This is a genomic window from Thalassospira sp. B30-1 (assembly GCF_015767575.1).
Classification (GTDB): Bacteria; Pseudomonadota; Alphaproteobacteria; order Rhodospirillales; family Thalassospiraceae; genus Thalassospira; species Thalassospira xiamenensis.
On sequence record NZ_CP065232.1, the window covers coordinates 342,527 to 357,255 of the forward strand.

At 55.2% G+C, this 14,729-nt stretch carries 15 protein-coding genes; 5 read left to right on the top strand and 10 right to left on the bottom strand.

Features of this window, described 5'->3' with window-relative positions; genetic code table 11:
• Nucleotides 1-26: 26 nt before the first annotated feature.
• Together IT971_RS01595 and IT971_RS01600 are read left to right on the top strand one after the other, a co-directional pair.
• Entirely contained in the window at nucleotides 27-1,442 is a 1,416-nt protein-coding gene (locus IT971_RS01595) for an L-serine ammonia-lyase (protein ID WP_063095353.1), read from the top strand.
• A gap of 152 nt (nucleotides 1,443-1,594) precedes the next feature.
• Nucleotides 1,595-2,128, top strand: a complete 534-nt coding sequence (locus IT971_RS01600) for a dihydrofolate reductase family protein (protein ID WP_063095351.1) — start codon at nucleotides 1,595-1,597, stop codon at nucleotides 2,126-2,128.
• A 6-nt stretch (nucleotides 2,129-2,134) separates the two neighbouring features.
• On the opposite strand, the gene IT971_RS01605 is transcribed toward IT971_RS01600, so the two are convergent.
• The 5 genes from IT971_RS01605 to IT971_RS01625 all read right to left on the bottom strand — a co-directional run bounded on the left by IT971_RS01605 (nucleotide 2,135) and on the right by IT971_RS01625 (nucleotide 5,769).
• Nucleotides 2,135-2,791, bottom strand: coding sequence for a hypothetical protein (locus IT971_RS01605; RefSeq protein WP_063095348.1), 657 nt, complete (start codon nucleotides 2,789-2,791; stop codon nucleotides 2,135-2,137).
• Nucleotides 2,792-2,893: 102 nt separating this feature from the next.
• Nucleotides 2,894-3,352, bottom strand: a complete 459-nt coding sequence (rlmH, locus tag IT971_RS01610; protein WP_063095346.1) for a 23S rRNA (pseudouridine(1915)-N(3))-methyltransferase RlmH — start codon at nucleotides 3,350-3,352, stop codon at nucleotides 2,894-2,896.
• 81 nt (nucleotides 3,353-3,433) lie between these two features.
• Nucleotides 3,434-3,823: a ribosome silencing factor gene (rsfS, locus tag IT971_RS01615; protein WP_007089093.1), complete on the bottom strand. Its 390-nt coding sequence runs from the start codon at nucleotides 3,821-3,823 to the stop codon at nucleotides 3,434-3,436.
• Nucleotides 3,824-3,877: 54 nt separating this feature from the next.
• Entirely contained in the window at nucleotides 3,878-4,486 is a 609-nt protein-coding gene (locus IT971_RS01620; protein WP_007089092.1) for a nicotinate-nucleotide adenylyltransferase, read from the bottom strand.
• On the bottom strand, nucleotides 4,483-5,769 hold the full coding sequence (locus IT971_RS01625; protein ID WP_063095344.1) for a glutamate-5-semialdehyde dehydrogenase: 1,287 nt from the start codon (nucleotides 5,767-5,769) through the stop codon (nucleotides 4,483-4,485). Before IT971_RS01625 ends, IT971_RS01620 begins: the two co-directional genes overlap by 4 nt.
• Before the next feature lie 307 nt (nucleotides 5,770-6,076).
• On the opposite strand from IT971_RS01625, the gene IT971_RS01630 reads away from it, so the two are divergent.
• Entirely contained in the window at nucleotides 6,077-7,933 is a 1,857-nt protein-coding gene (locus IT971_RS01630; RefSeq protein WP_063095371.1) for an ABC transporter ATP-binding protein/permease, read from the top strand.
• Here the strand turns inward: IT971_RS01630 and IT971_RS01635 are convergent.
• On the bottom strand, nucleotides 7,923-8,879 hold the full coding sequence (locus IT971_RS01635; RefSeq protein WP_063095372.1) for an AEC family transporter: 957 nt from the start codon (nucleotides 8,877-8,879) through the stop codon (nucleotides 7,923-7,925). The genes IT971_RS01630 and IT971_RS01635 overlap by 11 nt on opposite strands.
• Before the next feature lie 127 nt (nucleotides 8,880-9,006).
• Here IT971_RS01635 and IT971_RS01640 point away from each other — a divergent pair, with 127 nt between their 5' ends.
• The gene (locus tag IT971_RS01640; RefSeq protein ID WP_158526670.1) at nucleotides 9,007-9,621 is read left to right on the top strand and encodes a DUF4269 domain-containing protein; all 615 of its coding nucleotides are present in this window, start codon (nucleotides 9,007-9,009) and stop codon (nucleotides 9,619-9,621) included.
• Here IT971_RS01640 and IT971_RS01645 read toward each other — a convergent pair.
• The 4 genes from IT971_RS01645 to nadB all read right to left on the bottom strand — a co-directional run bounded on the left by IT971_RS01645 (nucleotide 9,611) and on the right by nadB (nucleotide 14,046).
• Complete coding sequence (locus IT971_RS01645) at nucleotides 9,611-10,693, bottom strand: sensor domain-containing diguanylate cyclase (RefSeq protein ID WP_063095341.1); 1,083 nt, start codon at nucleotides 10,691-10,693, stop codon at nucleotides 9,611-9,613. The genes IT971_RS01640 and IT971_RS01645 overlap by 11 nt on opposite strands.
• Nucleotides 10,694-10,735: 42 nt before the next feature.
• A complete protein-coding gene (locus IT971_RS01650; protein WP_063095339.1) occupies nucleotides 10,736-11,821 on the bottom strand; it encodes a sensor domain-containing diguanylate cyclase in 1,086 nt (361 codons plus the stop codon).
• 85 nt (nucleotides 11,822-11,906) lie between these two features.
• Nucleotides 11,907-12,347, bottom strand: coding sequence for an MOSC domain-containing protein (locus tag IT971_RS01655; RefSeq protein ID WP_063095337.1), 441 nt, complete (start codon nucleotides 12,345-12,347; stop codon nucleotides 11,907-11,909).
• A 52-nt stretch (nucleotides 12,348-12,399) separates the two neighbouring features.
• Nucleotides 12,400-14,046 carry an L-aspartate oxidase gene (nadB, locus tag IT971_RS01660; RefSeq protein WP_063095370.1) on the bottom strand — a complete coding sequence of 549 codons (1,647 nt, stop codon included), beginning with the start codon at nucleotides 14,044-14,046 and terminating at the stop codon, nucleotides 12,400-12,402.
• Between the two features lie 260 nt (nucleotides 14,047-14,306).
• Between nadB and IT971_RS01665 the strand changes: the two genes are divergently transcribed.
• Nucleotides 14,307-14,726: a GFA family protein gene (locus tag IT971_RS01665; RefSeq protein ID WP_007089083.1), complete on the top strand. Its 420-nt coding sequence runs from the start codon at nucleotides 14,307-14,309 to the stop codon at nucleotides 14,724-14,726.
• The last annotated feature ends 3 nt before the right edge of the window (nucleotides 14,727-14,729 follow it).

Genomic DNA, 14,729 nt, shown 5'->3' on the forward strand with positions numbered 1-14,729 from the left:
ATGACAAAGAGCCGTGGGAGGCCCATTTGACCGAAGAAAATAAGCAGCGTCCGCAAGACGTTAATCTTTCCGTTGTCGATCTTTATACCATCGGCATCGGCCCATCGAGTTCGCATACGGTCGGCCCGATGCGCGCGGGCTATCGGTTCTGTCTGGAACTCGAAGCCCGGAATCTTTTGGAAAAAATCGGCTCGGTAATTGTCGATCTTTACGGATCGCTTGCCCTGACTGGCAAGGGCCATGCCACCGATACCGCGGTGATCATGGGGCTTTCGGGGGAACGACCGCGTTCGGTTGATCCCGACCGGATCGCACCGACGATGGATGCGATTGATAAAGATCACGCATTACAGCTTTACGGCGCGTATCCGGTTGCCTTTAACCGCGAAACCAATCTTGTGTTTCACATGACCGAAAGCCTGCCCGAACATCCCAACGGCATGCGGATCACCGCCTTTGACCGTGACGGTGTTGTTCTGCACAAACAGGAATATTTTTCGGTTGGGGGTGGGTTTATCGTCTCGGGCGATGATCGCGGGGCGGAATATTCCGGCGATAATATCACGCTGCCTTATCCCTTTTCCTCGGCCGATGAACTGATGGCGATCTGTAAAAAGGAAAAGCTGTCGATTGCCGAAGTCATGGCCGAAAACGAAAAAAGCTGGCGTGAACCTGCCGAGACAGAGGAATTTGTCGACCGCGTGCATCGCGCGATGATGGATTGTATTGAGCGTGGCTGCAAAACCGATGGCATCCTGCCCGGCGGGTTGAATGTCAAACGGCGTGCGCGCAAACTTTACCTTGAGCTGACGGAACGGCCAGAAGCGGGGCTTAAGGACCCGTTGACCGTGATCGACTGGGTCAATCTTTATGCCCTTGCGGTTAACGAAGAAAATGCTGCTGGTTCGCGCGTCGTGACCGCCCCGACCAACGGGGCGGCGGGTGTTATTCCCGCCGTGCTGCGCTATTATGAACGGTTCGGGGCCAATGTGACACAGGGCAAAATACGCGAATTCCTGTTAACGGCGGCGGCCATTGGTTCGATCTATAAAAAGCGTGCGTCGATCTCGGCCGCCGAAGTCGGTTGTCAGGGTGAGGTCGGTGTGGCCTGCTCAATGGCGGCAGGCGCGCTTTGTGCCGTCATGGGCGGTACGCCCGAACAGGTTGAAAACGCCGCCGAAATTGGCATGGAACACAACCTTGGCCTGACCTGTGATCCGATTGGCGGTCTGGTGCAGGTACCCTGCATCGAACGCAACACCATGGGGGCGGTCAAGGCGATCAATGCTGCCCGTCTGGCAATGCGCGGTGATGGTCAGCATACCGTGTCACTCGACAAGGTGATCGAAACCATGCGCCAGACCGGCATTGATATGCAAAGCAAATACAAGGAAACCAGCCAGGGCGGGCTGGCGGTCAATGTCAACGTGGTCGAATGTTGAGCTGACAGTTTGAAATACCGACCAAACACCCTCGAAGCCGCCGTTTCGGGGGTGTTTTTCATCCGGCCCGATTCTTGCCACCTTGCGCCTGCAATCTGATATCATTGAGAAATCAAAAACGGGGCAAAGACCTCGAACAGGTTGGGCAAAGCATGAAAAAGAAACTGTTCCGCATCTATATCGCGGTCAGTCTGGATGGCTATATCGCGCGCGCCAATGGCGCGGTTGACTGGCTTGATCAATTCGATCCGGCCGAGTTCAATTTCGAGGGCTTTCTGGGCACCGTGGGAACACTGATCATCGGGCGAAAAACCTTTGATCAGGTGATGGAATTTGGCGACTGGCCCTATGAAGATCGCCGCACGATTGTGCTGACATCGCGCGATTTGCCCGATAACCGCCCGGCCAATACAGAGGCCTATGGCGGTAGTCTTGTGGAACTGGCAAGCCAGCTTCGCGATGACAGGTCCGATACCGGTGATATCTGGATCGTCGGTGGGGCCAGTGTTGTGACCCAATTCCTGTTTGGCGGCCTTGTCGATCAGCTTGAAATGTTCATCATCCCCGAAATTCTGGGAGATGGCATCCGGCTGTTTGGCCGGGATGCTGTGGGCACGACACCGAAACTGGTGGCATCGGAGCACTACAAGTCCGGTGTCGTGCGCATGCAGTATGATTTGCGTTAAAGCCGGTTACTTAAGCGTTTCCAGTTTTTCGGCAATCTTTGATGAAAGTTCGCGTAGGGCATTAACAGCACTGCTTTGCCAGTCGCTGTCGAGGACCATCTGCATCTTTTCCTGATAGCTGTCGGTGACTGTAACCGGTTCGCCCTTGTTCAGTTCGTTGCCCTTCAACGTCACTTCGGACTTGTTATGCACCGTGACCTGCCAGAAACCGGGTTCGAACCATGACCAGAACTTAATCAGGTCGGCATCGACGGCGTCGGCGCTGTCATATTCGGCGTCCCCCGGTTCAAGAACACGGTATCCGGCCAGTTTGAAGCCGTTGGAGATTGCCTTGTTGACGGCATCGGCAACAGTTTTGCCTTCGGGCAGCAAAACATCCCCCAGTGCCATTCCATAGGTGTTGCGTTTGCGGGCATAGGCACGCGATGTAAAGGTGACATCATCAATCTCGTCATTCGACAGCGACGGGATATCCGGTGTTGATGGATCAATCTCGAATTGGCGTTTGTCTTCGACCGAAACGATTTTAACGGCCGGCCCAGTCGCCGGGTTCTCAATTTTGGCCGGTTCCTGAATTTCGACAACGCTACGCGAAGCTGCGCACGCGCCGGTCAGCATTGCCAAACCTATAACGGCGGCAATCTTTAAGTATCTGTTTTGCATTGTTAATTCCCCTACTCAAACAGATAGAGAAATACCCATGGACAAATTTTGAAACAACTTATCCAAGAGTGGGGGAACCAATGCTTTTGGTGACTTTGGGGATTATTCCCGGTGATAGGGGTGATTGGTCTGGATGGCGTGGGCGCGGAAAAGCTGTTCGGCAATCAGGGCGCGCACCAGCATATGGGGCCATGTCGCCTTGCCAAGTGACCAAAGCGTATTGGCGCGTGTTTTGATGGCGTCCCCATGCCCGTCGGCCCCGCCAATGGCAAAGGCGATATTTCCGGCATATTGATCGATCCAGCCTTCAAGCTTTGCGGCAAAATCGATGGAGCCATATTCGCGGCCATGCTCGTCAAGTGCGATCAAAAAGGCATTTTCGGGGATGACGCCCAGTAAAAGCTCCGCCTCGCGGTCTTTGAGCTGATTGGGGGGCAGCTTTTTCTTCTCTTCGACTTCCCGCACGGCAAAGGGCCAGCGCAGGCGGGCTGCGTAATGGTCAAAAAGATCTTTCTCGGGGCCGTTCTTCATCCGGCCCACTGTCGCAAGGGTAATTTGCATCTTTCCGATCTGGCTCCGCCCGCATGGGGACCACCGATGGCCAATCCCCGCGGTGGTCAGGGCAAACCGGGGCGGACTGTATTAATACAGTCGCGCCGCCTGCTGTTTAAGCGCCGGATTTTCAACGCCCCACATCTGTTCTATGTTGTAGAAAGCGCGAACTTCCGGGCGGAACAGATGGACGATGACATCGCCGGCATCAACCAGAACCCAGTCGCCCTGTTCCTTGCCTTCGGCCTGGGCACGGCCCTGACCTGCTTCTTTCAGCTTTTCGACAATATGCTCTGCCATCGACGCCACCCGTCTGGAGGATGACCCGGTTGCAATGATCATATGATCGGCAAGGGAGGTTTTATCGATCAGATTAATGGTGACAAGGTCTTCGGCCTTGTCGTCTTCGAGCGTGCTCTGGATAAGGGCAAGAAGCTCGCCCGGGGTCAGAGTCTTTTTTGCGGTACCTATGGTCGCCACCTCAATTTACGCAAGAGAGCCCGATCCGTTTTGGATCCGGGGAACTCCCGCCGGTCAAACCTGCCATCTGCCTTCGGCGCGGATTGCGGTCGAAGAAGCCGGATGGCGCTTTATTGGCAGGTAAACCCAGGCCGGAACATCGAGATCGGCCAGCAAACCCGCCCTGTCCGATGGGATGCGCCAGCGTTCCATACGCTTGGCTGCCGTCCCGGACAATGCCTTGTTAGAATACCCCTCGCGGTCAAGAACCGCAATGGGAGCGCGCAAAATCAACCTGTCCCACCATTTCCATTTATGAAACTGGGCCAGATTGTCCGCCCCCATCAGCCATACGAACCGCGTTCGGGTAAAACGACGCTGCAAAGCTGCGAGAGTGTCGGCCGTATAACGGGTTCCCAGTTCTGATTCAATTGCAGAAACAACAATGCGGGGATGCTTTGCCATCATCAGCGCCGAATCGAACCGGTCGGCAAGGTCGGCCATACCCTGGGCGGGCTTGAGCGGGTTTTGCGGCGACACCAGCCACCAGACTGCATCAAGTTGCAGGGTTTTCAAGGCTTCCAGCGATATATGCAGATGTCCTTCATGGGCCGGGTTAAACGACCCGCCCAGCAATCCGACGCGGGGCGGGGCGCTATGACTTCTGGGCGTCGAAAAACTCATGGGCGGGTCTGGCCGGTGCCGCGCACAATGTATTTATAGCTGGTCAGCTGTTCGACTCCGACCGGGCCGCGTGCATGCAGCTTGCCCGTCGAAATGCCAATCTCGGCCCCCATGCCAAATTCGCCACCATCAGCAAACTGTGTCGATGCATTGACGATCACGATGCCGGAATCAACACCATTGAGGAACGTCGCGGTCGCATCGGTATCCTCGGCCAAAATGGCGTCGGTGTGATGCGATCCATATGTGTTGATATGGTTGACCGCTTCTTCGACGCCATTGATGACCTTGATCGACACAATGGCATCAAGATATTCGGTGATCCAATCATCGTCCGTGGCAGGCAGGATGCGGGTGTCTGCCTTTTGCGCGCTGGCATCGCCACGCATTTCACATCCCTTGTCGGCAAGGGCCGCGGCAATTTTCGGCAACAGATCATCGGCAACCACCTGATCAATCAGGATGGTTTCGGTCGCACCGCAAATGCCGGTCCGGCGCATCTTGGCATTCACCACGATATCGACGACTTTGGTCACATCCGCACTGGTATGGACATAGGTATGGCAAAGCCCTTCCAGATGCTTGAACAGGGGAATCCGGCTTTCATCGGTAATGCGCGATATCAGCGACTTGCCGCCGCGCGGGACGATGACGTCGATGTAATCGGACAGTTTCAGCATCTCGCCAACGGCGGCGCGATCCGTCACCGGGATCATCTGAAGCGCATGTTCGGGCAAACCGGCATCGAGAATACCGGCAAGCATGCAGTCAAAAATCGCGTGGGATGAATGGAAGCTTTCCGAACCACCGCGCAGGATGGCGGCATTGCCCGATTTGATGCACATGGCACCGGCATCGGCCGTCACATTCGGGCGGCTTTCATAAATGATGCCGATCACGCCAAGCGGCACAGACACGCGCGCGATATCGAGCCCGTTGCGTTCGGGGCTCCAGCGGGCAAGTTCGCGACCAACCGGATCGGGAAGGTCGGCAACTGCTTCGACCCCGGACGCCATGCTTTCGATGCGTGCAGGGTCAAGCGCAAGACGATCAAGCAATGCCGGCGTCAGGCCCTTTGCACGGCCTGCTTCCATGTCGCGTGCATTGGCGGCCAGTATGATATCGGCATTTTCGCGCAATTTGCGTGCGGCTGCTTTAAGGGCGTTGGTTTTTGGTTCGGACGGGACCTGCGCCAGTTTCAGCGAAGCTTCACGGGCATTGATGCCCATGTCGTGCATCAGTGCTGCGATGTCCTGGGTTTCGATGCTGGCAAGTGCCGTCATGGTCCTGGTTCCGTTCCTTGAAGATGTCCCGCAGGCCGGAATTCCCGGGGCGGGCTTATCGCAATTTTATCGACAATTTGACAAAATATCCCTCTGACCGCGTAACTGCAATCATCTAGGAACGATAAATCAATGTTTTGCGAACTATTCCGTAGACGGCAAGACATGCTTTCTTGTCCGACTTGCTTGCCAAATCATTGATTACGGGCCATCTGTTGTTTTGGGAAAGCTGGACGTCAATCGGAAAGTCGGGGCTGTGTCGGACACGTCCACATGGTACCCACCAGGGGATAAAAACTTGAAAAATATGGGTGATAGCCAGCCAACAGCCCGCGCTGAATTTGGTGTTGTTAAAACTTTTCTGCCGTATCTTTGGCCGCGTGGCGAGTTCGAGCTCAAGGTCCGTGTGGTTATCGCCCTGCTGTTTCTGGTCGGGGCGAAGGTCGCCAACGTTTATGTCCCGGTTTTGTATAAATACGCCGTCGATGCGCTTGACGGCGGTGGCAAGGCCGGTGCTTCGTCCGGTGGTGCCGATGCGACATCCCTGATTGTTGTGCCGGTGGGGATGATTGTCGCCTATGGGCTGGTGCGGGTTTTATCCTCGGCCTTCGGGGAATTGCGCGATGCCGTCTTTGCCAAGGTCGCGCAACGTGCCATCCGGACATCCGCCCTTGGCGTTTTTGAACATTTGCATGCCCTGTCGCTGCGCTTTCATCTGGATCGTCAGATGGGCGGGCTTTCGCGCGCGATTGAACGCGGGGTCAAGGGGATTGAATTCCTTTTGTCCTTCATGCTGTTCAACATTCTGCCGACCCTGCTTGAAATCTTCATGGTGTCGGGCATTCTGTGGGTGCTTTATGATTTCTGGTTCGCGCTGATCACGTTTGTCACCATCGTGATCTATATCGCGTTCACCCTGATCGTGACCGAATGGCGCATGAAGTTCCGCCGCGAAATGAACCAGCGCGATGACGAAGCCAACACCAAGGCCATCGACAGTCTGATCAATTATGAAACGGTCAAGTATTTCAATAACGAGGATCACGAATCCCGGCGTTACGACAATGCCTTGCGCGGTTACGAAACGGCGGCGGTGAAGTCACAGGAATCCCTGTCCAAGCTCAATATCGGGCAGGGTGCCATCATTGCGGTTGGTCTGGTTCTGAACATGCTTCTGGCGGCCAAGGGCGTTCAGGATGGCAACATGACCATTGGCGACTTTGTGCTGGTGAATACCTATTTGTTGCAGCTTTACATGCCGCTGAACTTCCTTGGTTTTGTCTATCGGCAGATCAAACAGTCGCTGACCGACATGGAACGCATGTTTTCGTTACTCGACGTCGAAAAGGAAGTCGAAGACAAGGACGGGGCACCTGCGTTGGTTTGTGCGGATGCGGCAATCCGGTTCGAGGATGTCAAATTCGCCTATAACCCGGATCGTCAGATTCTGAAGGGTGTCAGTTTCGAAGTTCCGGCGGGCAAAACCGTTGCTGTTGTCGGGCCAAGCGGGGCGGGCAAATCGACCCTGACCCGCCTGATGTTCCGTTTCTATGACGTCTCGAGCGGTCGGATCACGATTGACGGGCAGGATATCCGCGATGTGTCGCAGACATCCCTGCGCCGTTCTATCGGTATCGTGCCGCAGGATACGGTCCTGTTTAACGATACGATTGCCTATAACATCGCTTATGGTCGCCCCGGCGCGGAAGAGGCGGAAATCACCAATGCCGCCAAACTCGCCAGCATCGATGGCTTCATCGCCGCCCTGCCACAGGGCTTTAAAACCATGGTCGGCGAACGCGGGCTTAAACTTTCCGGCGGCGAAAAACAGCGTGTGTCGATTGCGCGCATGTTGCTCAAACGCCCGAAAGTCATGATCTTTGACGAGGCAACATCGGCCCTTGATACCCGTACCGAAAAGGATATCCAGCAGGCGCTTCGCGATGTGTCACGCGGGCATACGACGCTTGTGATCGCGCACCGGCTTTCGACCGTGATTGATGCCGATGAAATCATCGTGCTGCGCGACGGGCAGGTCGCCGAACGCGGCCGCCATCAGGACCTTCTGGCACAGGACGGGCTTTATGCCGAAATGTGGGCCCAGCAGCAGGAAATCCGCGAGGCTGAAGAAATCCTTGCCCATGCCGGGGATGTCAAGGCATAGGTCCAAAAACCTGCGTGGTGTCAAGCAGCCAAAGGGCGGTTGATATGGTGATGAAGGATAGAGACGTCGCGATCATAAGCGATGCGGCACAGAGTCCTTCATGGCCATAACGTTGTCCAAAGACCGCATAGATGCTCAGCATCGGCGAACAGGCAAAACTGACCGCGGCAATTTGCAGGACCGGCTCCATCGGCGGCATCAGCCAGACAAGGGAAAATACGATCAGCGGATGCAGGATCAGTTTGCCAGTAACGATCCGCGCCATATCAACGCGCATACCCCGGATTTTAAGCCCGACAAGACCCGCTCCAATCACAAACAGCGCCACCGGTCCCGATGACATTGCCAGCATGTCGATGGCTTTCAGTGCCGGGGCGGGTAATTCAATCCCGGTCAGCGAAAGACAAAGGCCTGCAAAAATCGCGATGATGATAGGTGTTTTGCACAGGTTTTTTAGTGCCTTGCCAAAAACCTGAAGCCGTCCCTGTCCGTTATTGTTCGCACTGTCGCCCAGCACAAGAACCAGCGGCATCATCACCAGCGTTTCGATCATCACGCACAGTGTTAATGCTATCGCTGCCGGTGGCCCCAGCACCTGAAGTGCGATCGGATAGCCGATAAATCCGCTATTGGAGAATGACATGCCCAAGCCCTGCAGGGTCGCATTGGCAAAGGATTTCCGGGCGATAAAGCGCGTATAGGCAATCCCGATTGTCAGAATGATTAACGAGCCGCCGCCATAGGCAATCAGAAATTCGCCGTGAATGATGTCGGCAATCGGCCGCCCTGAAAGCGTTTTGACCAGAAGGGCCGGTAGGGCAAAATTCATCACGAACGCCCCCATGCCGCGCGCCACATCCTGCGCGATGATATTTTGCCTGACCGCGACATAACCCAGTGCGATAATCAGGAAGATGGGGCTGGTGATCGCCAGAATATCAAGCATATTGGGGCATATTCCGAAACCGGCGCGGATGATCTGATCGACAGACCGCGGTTGTGCCAAAAATATTTGATTTTATTACATATCCCGTGCAATGCCGGGCGGGTCAAGAAATGGAATGGATTTATCAATGAACCAGACCGGAATGGATTGGCCCGAAAGCCTGATGCCCAATGCCTTTCGCGGTCTTGATTTGTTGCGATCCGTTTCCGTGCGTGGTCAAAAGGCGGCCGGTCTGATTTCAGGACATGGTGTATGGGATGGGCTTGCCGGGTTTGATCCGATTGTCGCCGGAACTTTTCCGATCAATCTTGATATTGATGGATCGGATATCGACATCCTTTGCCATTGCCCGGATTTTGATGGTTTCGAAGCCCACGTACAGGCTGTCTTTGGTCATCATGATGATTTTGGATTGCATCGCCGCCCGGCAACGCAACATGTCGGGCAGGCCATTGTCGTGCGGTTTGTTCTGGATGATTTGCCGGTCGAAATTTTTGCCACCGGCACGCCATCGCAATGCCAGTTCGGCTTCCGCCATATGCTGGTCGAGGCACGGTTGATATATCTTCTGGGGTCGCAGCTTTCCGAAGAAATCCGGAAAATGAAACGGGCCGGTTTCAAAACCGAACCTGCCTTCGCCATCCTTCTTGAGCTGGGCGCCGATCCCTATCTCGTGCTGGACGAAATGTATGATCTGGGGCCGCTTGCATTAAAAAGCAGGGTGGGGCGGTTCATCCTTTAAGGTCGTCAAGGCTGCCATGGCTGTCCAGCGCGCGATAGCGGACCGTATCGCGCCCGCTTTCCTTGGCTTCATAAAGGGCCTCGTCGGCAATCCGCAGTACATCGAGCGGTTCATAAAGATCAGTCGTTTCACTGGAAATCCAGGTCGCCCCGACGCTGACCGTGATCGAAACCGCATTGCCGTCCATATCGCTGACCCGGCATTGATCACGCACCGCATTGCACAACTTGTAACCAAGATACATCGTCTGTTCGAGGCGAATGCCTGGCAGGACACAAACGAATTCCTCTCCCCCGAAACGTCCGACGATGTCATGATCGCGAAGGCAAGATGACATGATGGCGGCAATGTTCTGTAATACCTTGTCGCCGATCAGATGGCCATGTGTATCATTGACCTGCTTGAAATGGTCGATATCAAGCATGAATACCCCGGCCGAGCCACCTTTGATCCGGGAACTCGTCATTTCGCGCGCCAGCAATTCTTCAAGTCCGCGCCGGTTCCAGACCCCGGTCAGGCTGTCGATCATCATGTCGCGATGTGCTGCATCCAGATCGGCCAGAAGCTGTCTCTGGCTGCGTTCGCTATAGCGAAGGGCAAGAACCGTTTCGACCCAATGGGCAAGGTCCTTGAGCGTTTCGATCTCGCTTTCGGAAAAATTGCGGGTTTTTGAATCAATAATGCACAGCGTGCCAAGCTTGTAGCCTTCGCGATTGGAAAGCGGCACACCGGCATAGGACCGGATATGGGGTGCCCCCACCACCAGCGGATTGTCGCTGAAACGTTCGTCATCGATGGCATTGCCAACAACAAGCGGCGCGTCATGCATGATCGCATGCCCGCAAAACGAAATGTCACGCGGCGTTTCGGGAACGCCCAGATTGATCCGGGATTTGAAAAACTGCCGGTCGCCATCAATCAGGGAAATGGCGACGATTTCGGTGTTGAAAATGCGTTCGGCAAGGCGCGTGATCCGGTCAAGTTCAGGGTCGCGCGGTGTTGACAGAATACCCATGCTTTCAAGCGATTTCTGCCGCTCGTTCTCGCTATCCGGCGTGGGCGCGATTTTCAAGACGGTTCTCCCGTTACAGCATGTTGTTGTTCCAGGTTGATTTTAATGCTGTTCAAATAGTCCTTCGTTGTGCTGTTCATTGGCGTTGGGTGTGAACAGCACCCGGTCGCGCCCGCTTTGTTTCGCGCGATATAGTGCGGCATCGGCAATTTCGAAGATGGCCTTGCGGTTGTCGTTGCTGCAACCTGCCGCAATCCATGTGGCCCCGATGGAAATAGTCACGCCAAGGGTTTTGCCCTCGCTGGTGTTGATCGGCGTATTGCGCAGGATATTGCAAAGTTTTTCAGCAATTTTCGGGGTCGTTTCGCGCGTGATACCGGGAATGACACAGACAAATTCCTCGCCGCCGACACGTGCAATGATGTCATTTTCGCGCAAATGATTTTTGAGCATTCCGGCAATGCTGATGATGACCTCATCGCCAATCAGATGTCCGTGCGTGTCATTGACGCATTTGAAATGATCGATATCACATAACAAAATCCCGCAGGGTTCGGTCAATGGCACGCCTTCGGGGGCGAGTTCACGATCAAGTATTTCATCAAGCCCGCGCCGGTTCCAAAGTCCGGTCATCGGATCGATCATGCTTTGACGAACCGCTTCATCAAGGCTTTGCATCAACCGTCTCTGGCTGAATTGTGCAAACCGCAGCAACAGAACCATATCGACCAGATAGGCAAGGTCCTTGAGGTTATCGGTATCGCGCTGGCTCATTTCGCGCGGTTTGTCGTCAAAAATGCAAAGTGTCCCGACCGGTTGTCCTTCGTGATGATGCACTGGCATCCCGGCGTAAAAAATCACTGGCGTATCGCAGATCACCAACGGATTGTCGGAAAAACGGGGATCGATCCGGGCATCCTTGATCACCATCGGCTCGGTCTGGGTGATCGCATGCCCGCAGAACGAAATATCGCGGCGGCTTTCCAGCTTTTCGAAATTGGCACGGGATTTGAAAATCTGTCGGTCATGATCGATTACCGTCATCGTGGCCGATTTGACGTCAAAGATCCGTTTGGCAAGTGACGTGATTCGGTCAAGTTCGGGTTCGGCATCAAAAGTCGCGATACGCATGCGCGTGATGATGCCCTGACGTTCGGCTTCGTTATGCGGTATTGGTGCATGTTCCATCCTGATCCCCGACCATGCTGCTGCCTTTTAAGTGGGAAGCCGACAGGGGATTTCCAGATGGGCCAGTCCCGATTAACCAGGATAATCAGTCAACAATAACCGTATCGCCCACCCGGATCGCACCGGGTTCAATCGCACGGCATGTAACCCCGCCCCGCCAGTCCGGTGTCAGGGCCTTTTCAAGGCCCGGTGCTGCGGCTTCCATCCGGTTGCACGGATCGGTTTCGCCGGTGATTTCAAGGACCAGTTCCCCTATCCGGATGCGGGCACCGGGCGTTTGCGGCAATTTCACACCTCGTACCAGCAGATTGGCGCGCCGCGTGGTCCAGGGCAAATCCATACGGTCAATTTCACCGCAGGCCGCTTGCCAGTCTTCCTCAGTCAAGACCGTGATCTGGCGTTTGCGTAGCTTGCCGCGATAATCGCCATCAACCCCAAAATCAAGACTGACAGAAACACCATCAAGCGTTTCCATTGGCGCACGTGAACGGGCCTTTCGCGCGATACCAATCAGGGTGGCGGTCATGACAATCTCCGTCTTTGATCCGATTAACGTGGGGTAATGATGTCTTCGCCGATCAGGTCTTCCATTGGCCCGATACAACCCAGCGACCGGCAAAGTTTTCCGGCACAAGAATGGTCTGGCGGGGCGTCGCGCTGTCATCACGTTCCGGATAATCGGTGGTGTAATGCAGGCCGCGGCTTTCATGGCGCCAAAGGGCCGACTGGATGATCAGTTTGGCAACCACCGAAAGGTTACGCAATTCAAGCAAGTCATTGGTCACACGGAAATTGCCGTAATATTCGTCAATCTCCGACAGCAACAGATCAATGCGATGCTGTGCGCGTTGCAGACGTTTGGTCGTGCGCACGATGCCGACAAAGTCCCACATCACGTTGCGCAACTGTTCCCAGTTATGGGCAACAATGACTTCCTCGTCGGAATCGGTGATCCCGGTTTCGTCCCAGTCCGGCAGGTCCTTGAACCGGTCATCAACCGGGAGTGCTTCGACAATGTCGCGTGCTGCGGCCTCGCCAAATACCAGGCATTCCAGAAGCGAGTTCGACGCCAGCCGGTTCGCCCCGTGAAGGCCCGTGCCCGCGCATTCACCAATCGCATAAAGCCCGGTCAGATCGGTGCGCCCGCGAAGATCGGTCAAAACCCCGCCGCATGTATAATGTGCTGCCGGAACAACCGGGATCGGCTGTTTGGTCATGTCGATGCCGTACGACAGGCAGGTTTCATGGATGGTCGGGAAATGCTCCCGGATGAAATCCTCGCCCTTGTGCGTGATATCAAGGTATACGCAATCCGCACCCAGCCGTTTCATTTCATGGTCAATCGCGCGCGCGACAATATCGCGCGGTGCCAGTTCGCCGCGTTCGTCAAACCGGTCCATGAAACGCGTGCCATCGGCCAGCAGCAATTTGCCGCCTTCGCCGCGCACGGCCTCGGTAATCAGGAATGATTTGGCCTGCGGATGATACAGGCAGGTCGGGTGAAACTGGCTGAATTCCATATTCATCACCCGGCAACCCGCACGCCATGCCATGGCAATGCCATCGCCCGTCGATCCGTCCGGGTTGGACGTAAACCGGTACACCTTGCTGGCCCCCCCGGTGGCAAGCACCACGGTACGCGCATTGAACGACCGGACCTTGCCCGTTGTCAGATCAAGCGCATAGGCCCCGATGCATCGGCGGCCTTCACCGCCAAGCTTACGGTCGGTCACCAGATCAATCGCAAGGTAATTTTCAAAAATCTTGATGTTCGGATGTTTGACGGCCTCGCCCTGCAAGGTGGTTTGTACCGCCCGCCCGGTGGCATCGGCGGCATGAACAATGCGGCGATGGCTATGCCCGCCTTCCCGTGTCAGGTGAAACGGCTGATCATTGCCGCCTTCCGGATCACGCGTCAGCTGAATGCCAAGTTCATCAAGCCATTTGATGGCATTGGGCGCGTTGCGTGCGACAAATTCAACAGTGTCGCGTTTGCACAATCCGGCACCGGCAACAAGTGTGTCTTCGACATGGTTTTCGATGCTGTCGGCGGCATCAAGCACGGCGGCAATTCCGCCCTGTGCCCAGTTGGTCGAACCGTCATCGATCTTGCCCTTCGACAGGACGGCAACCTTGACATGCGGAGCAAGCTTGAGTGCGGTGGACAAACCGGCAGCGCCACTGCCGATGACAAGCACATCATAATGGAAGGACAGATCGGTCATGATATCCCATCGCTTGTGAAGCAAGGCGACGGATGGCATCTGGCGCGGTGGCGTCATCATCCGGGGCCCGAACAGAAGCGGCAGAATAGGACTGCTTTGGGCGAAGCTCAAACATTATCGTCGCAATATTGCCCGCAATAACATCGATATTGCCACAAGCCATGCTTGCATGATGCCCGAATTGGTCCAGATACTGTTTAACAAGACAGCATCTGTAACCAGGCTGCGTTCCACCTGCCCGATCAGAAGAGGAAGGTTTGATGAGCACATCGACACCAGCGCTAAACACGATGACTGGCGGTTGCCATTGCGGCGAAGTTCGTTATGAAGTGCGCGGCAAACTGCATGACGCCAAAATGTGCCATTGTGGCCTGTGCCGCAAACTGCACGGTCATGTCAGTTCCTATGCCCGGGTTGAAAAGGATGCTCTGCATCTAACCCGTGACGAAGGATTGCGCTGGTATCGCCTTTCTGATCAAAGCGACCGGGGCTTTTGCAAGGAATGCGGATCATCGCTGTTCTGGCGTCCCGTCCGGTCGCAGGAAGTCGCAATCACCCCTGGCACGCTTGACGGCGCATCAGGCATATCGACATCCGCCCAGATGTTTTGCAAGGACAAGGGCGATTATTACCCGATTGATGCGGCTATCCCCGCCTATGACGGGGATGATCAGGACTGATTG

What these genes read in the sequence shown, in the direction of transcription:
- IT971_RS01600 (WP_063095351.1), top strand. Translation starts at nt 1,595, where the DNA reads ATGAAAAAGAAACTGTTCCGCATCTATATCGCGGTCAGTCTGGATGGC.
- IT971_RS01605 (WP_063095348.1), bottom strand. Translation starts at nt 2,791, where the DNA reads ATGCAAAACAGATACTTAAAGATTGCCGCCGTTATAGGTTTGGCAATG.
- rlmH (WP_063095346.1), bottom strand. Translation starts at nt 3,352, where the DNA reads ATGCAAATTACCCTTGCGACAGTGGGCCGGATGAAGAACGGCCCCGAG.
- IT971_RS01620 (WP_007089092.1), bottom strand. Translation starts at nt 4,486, where the DNA reads ATGAGTTTTTCGACGCCCAGAAGTCATAGCGCCCCGCCCCGCGTCGGA.
- IT971_RS01625 (WP_063095344.1), bottom strand. Translation starts at nt 5,769, where the DNA reads ATGACGGCACTTGCCAGCATCGAAACCCAGGACATCGCAGCACTGATG.
- IT971_RS01630 (WP_063095371.1), top strand. Translation starts at nt 6,077, where the DNA reads ATGGGTGATAGCCAGCCAACAGCCCGCGCTGAATTTGGTGTTGTTAAA.
- IT971_RS01635 (WP_063095372.1), bottom strand. Translation starts at nt 8,879, where the DNA reads ATGCTTGATATTCTGGCGATCACCAGCCCCATCTTCCTGATTATCGCA.
- IT971_RS01640 (WP_158526670.1), top strand. Translation starts at nt 9,007, where the DNA reads ATGAACCAGACCGGAATGGATTGGCCCGAAAGCCTGATGCCCAATGCC.
- IT971_RS01650 (WP_063095339.1), bottom strand. Translation starts at nt 11,821, where the DNA reads ATGGAACATGCACCAATACCGCATAACGAAGCCGAACGTCAGGGCATC.
- IT971_RS01655 (WP_063095337.1), bottom strand. Translation starts at nt 12,347, where the DNA reads ATGACCGCCACCCTGATTGGTATCGCGCGAAAGGCCCGTTCACGTGCG.
- nadB (WP_063095370.1), bottom strand. Translation starts at nt 14,046, where the DNA reads ATGACCGATCTGTCCTTCCATTATGATGTGCTTGTCATCGGCAGTGGC.
- IT971_RS01665 (WP_007089083.1), top strand. Translation starts at nt 14,307, where the DNA reads ATGAGCACATCGACACCAGCGCTAAACACGATGACTGGCGGTTGCCAT.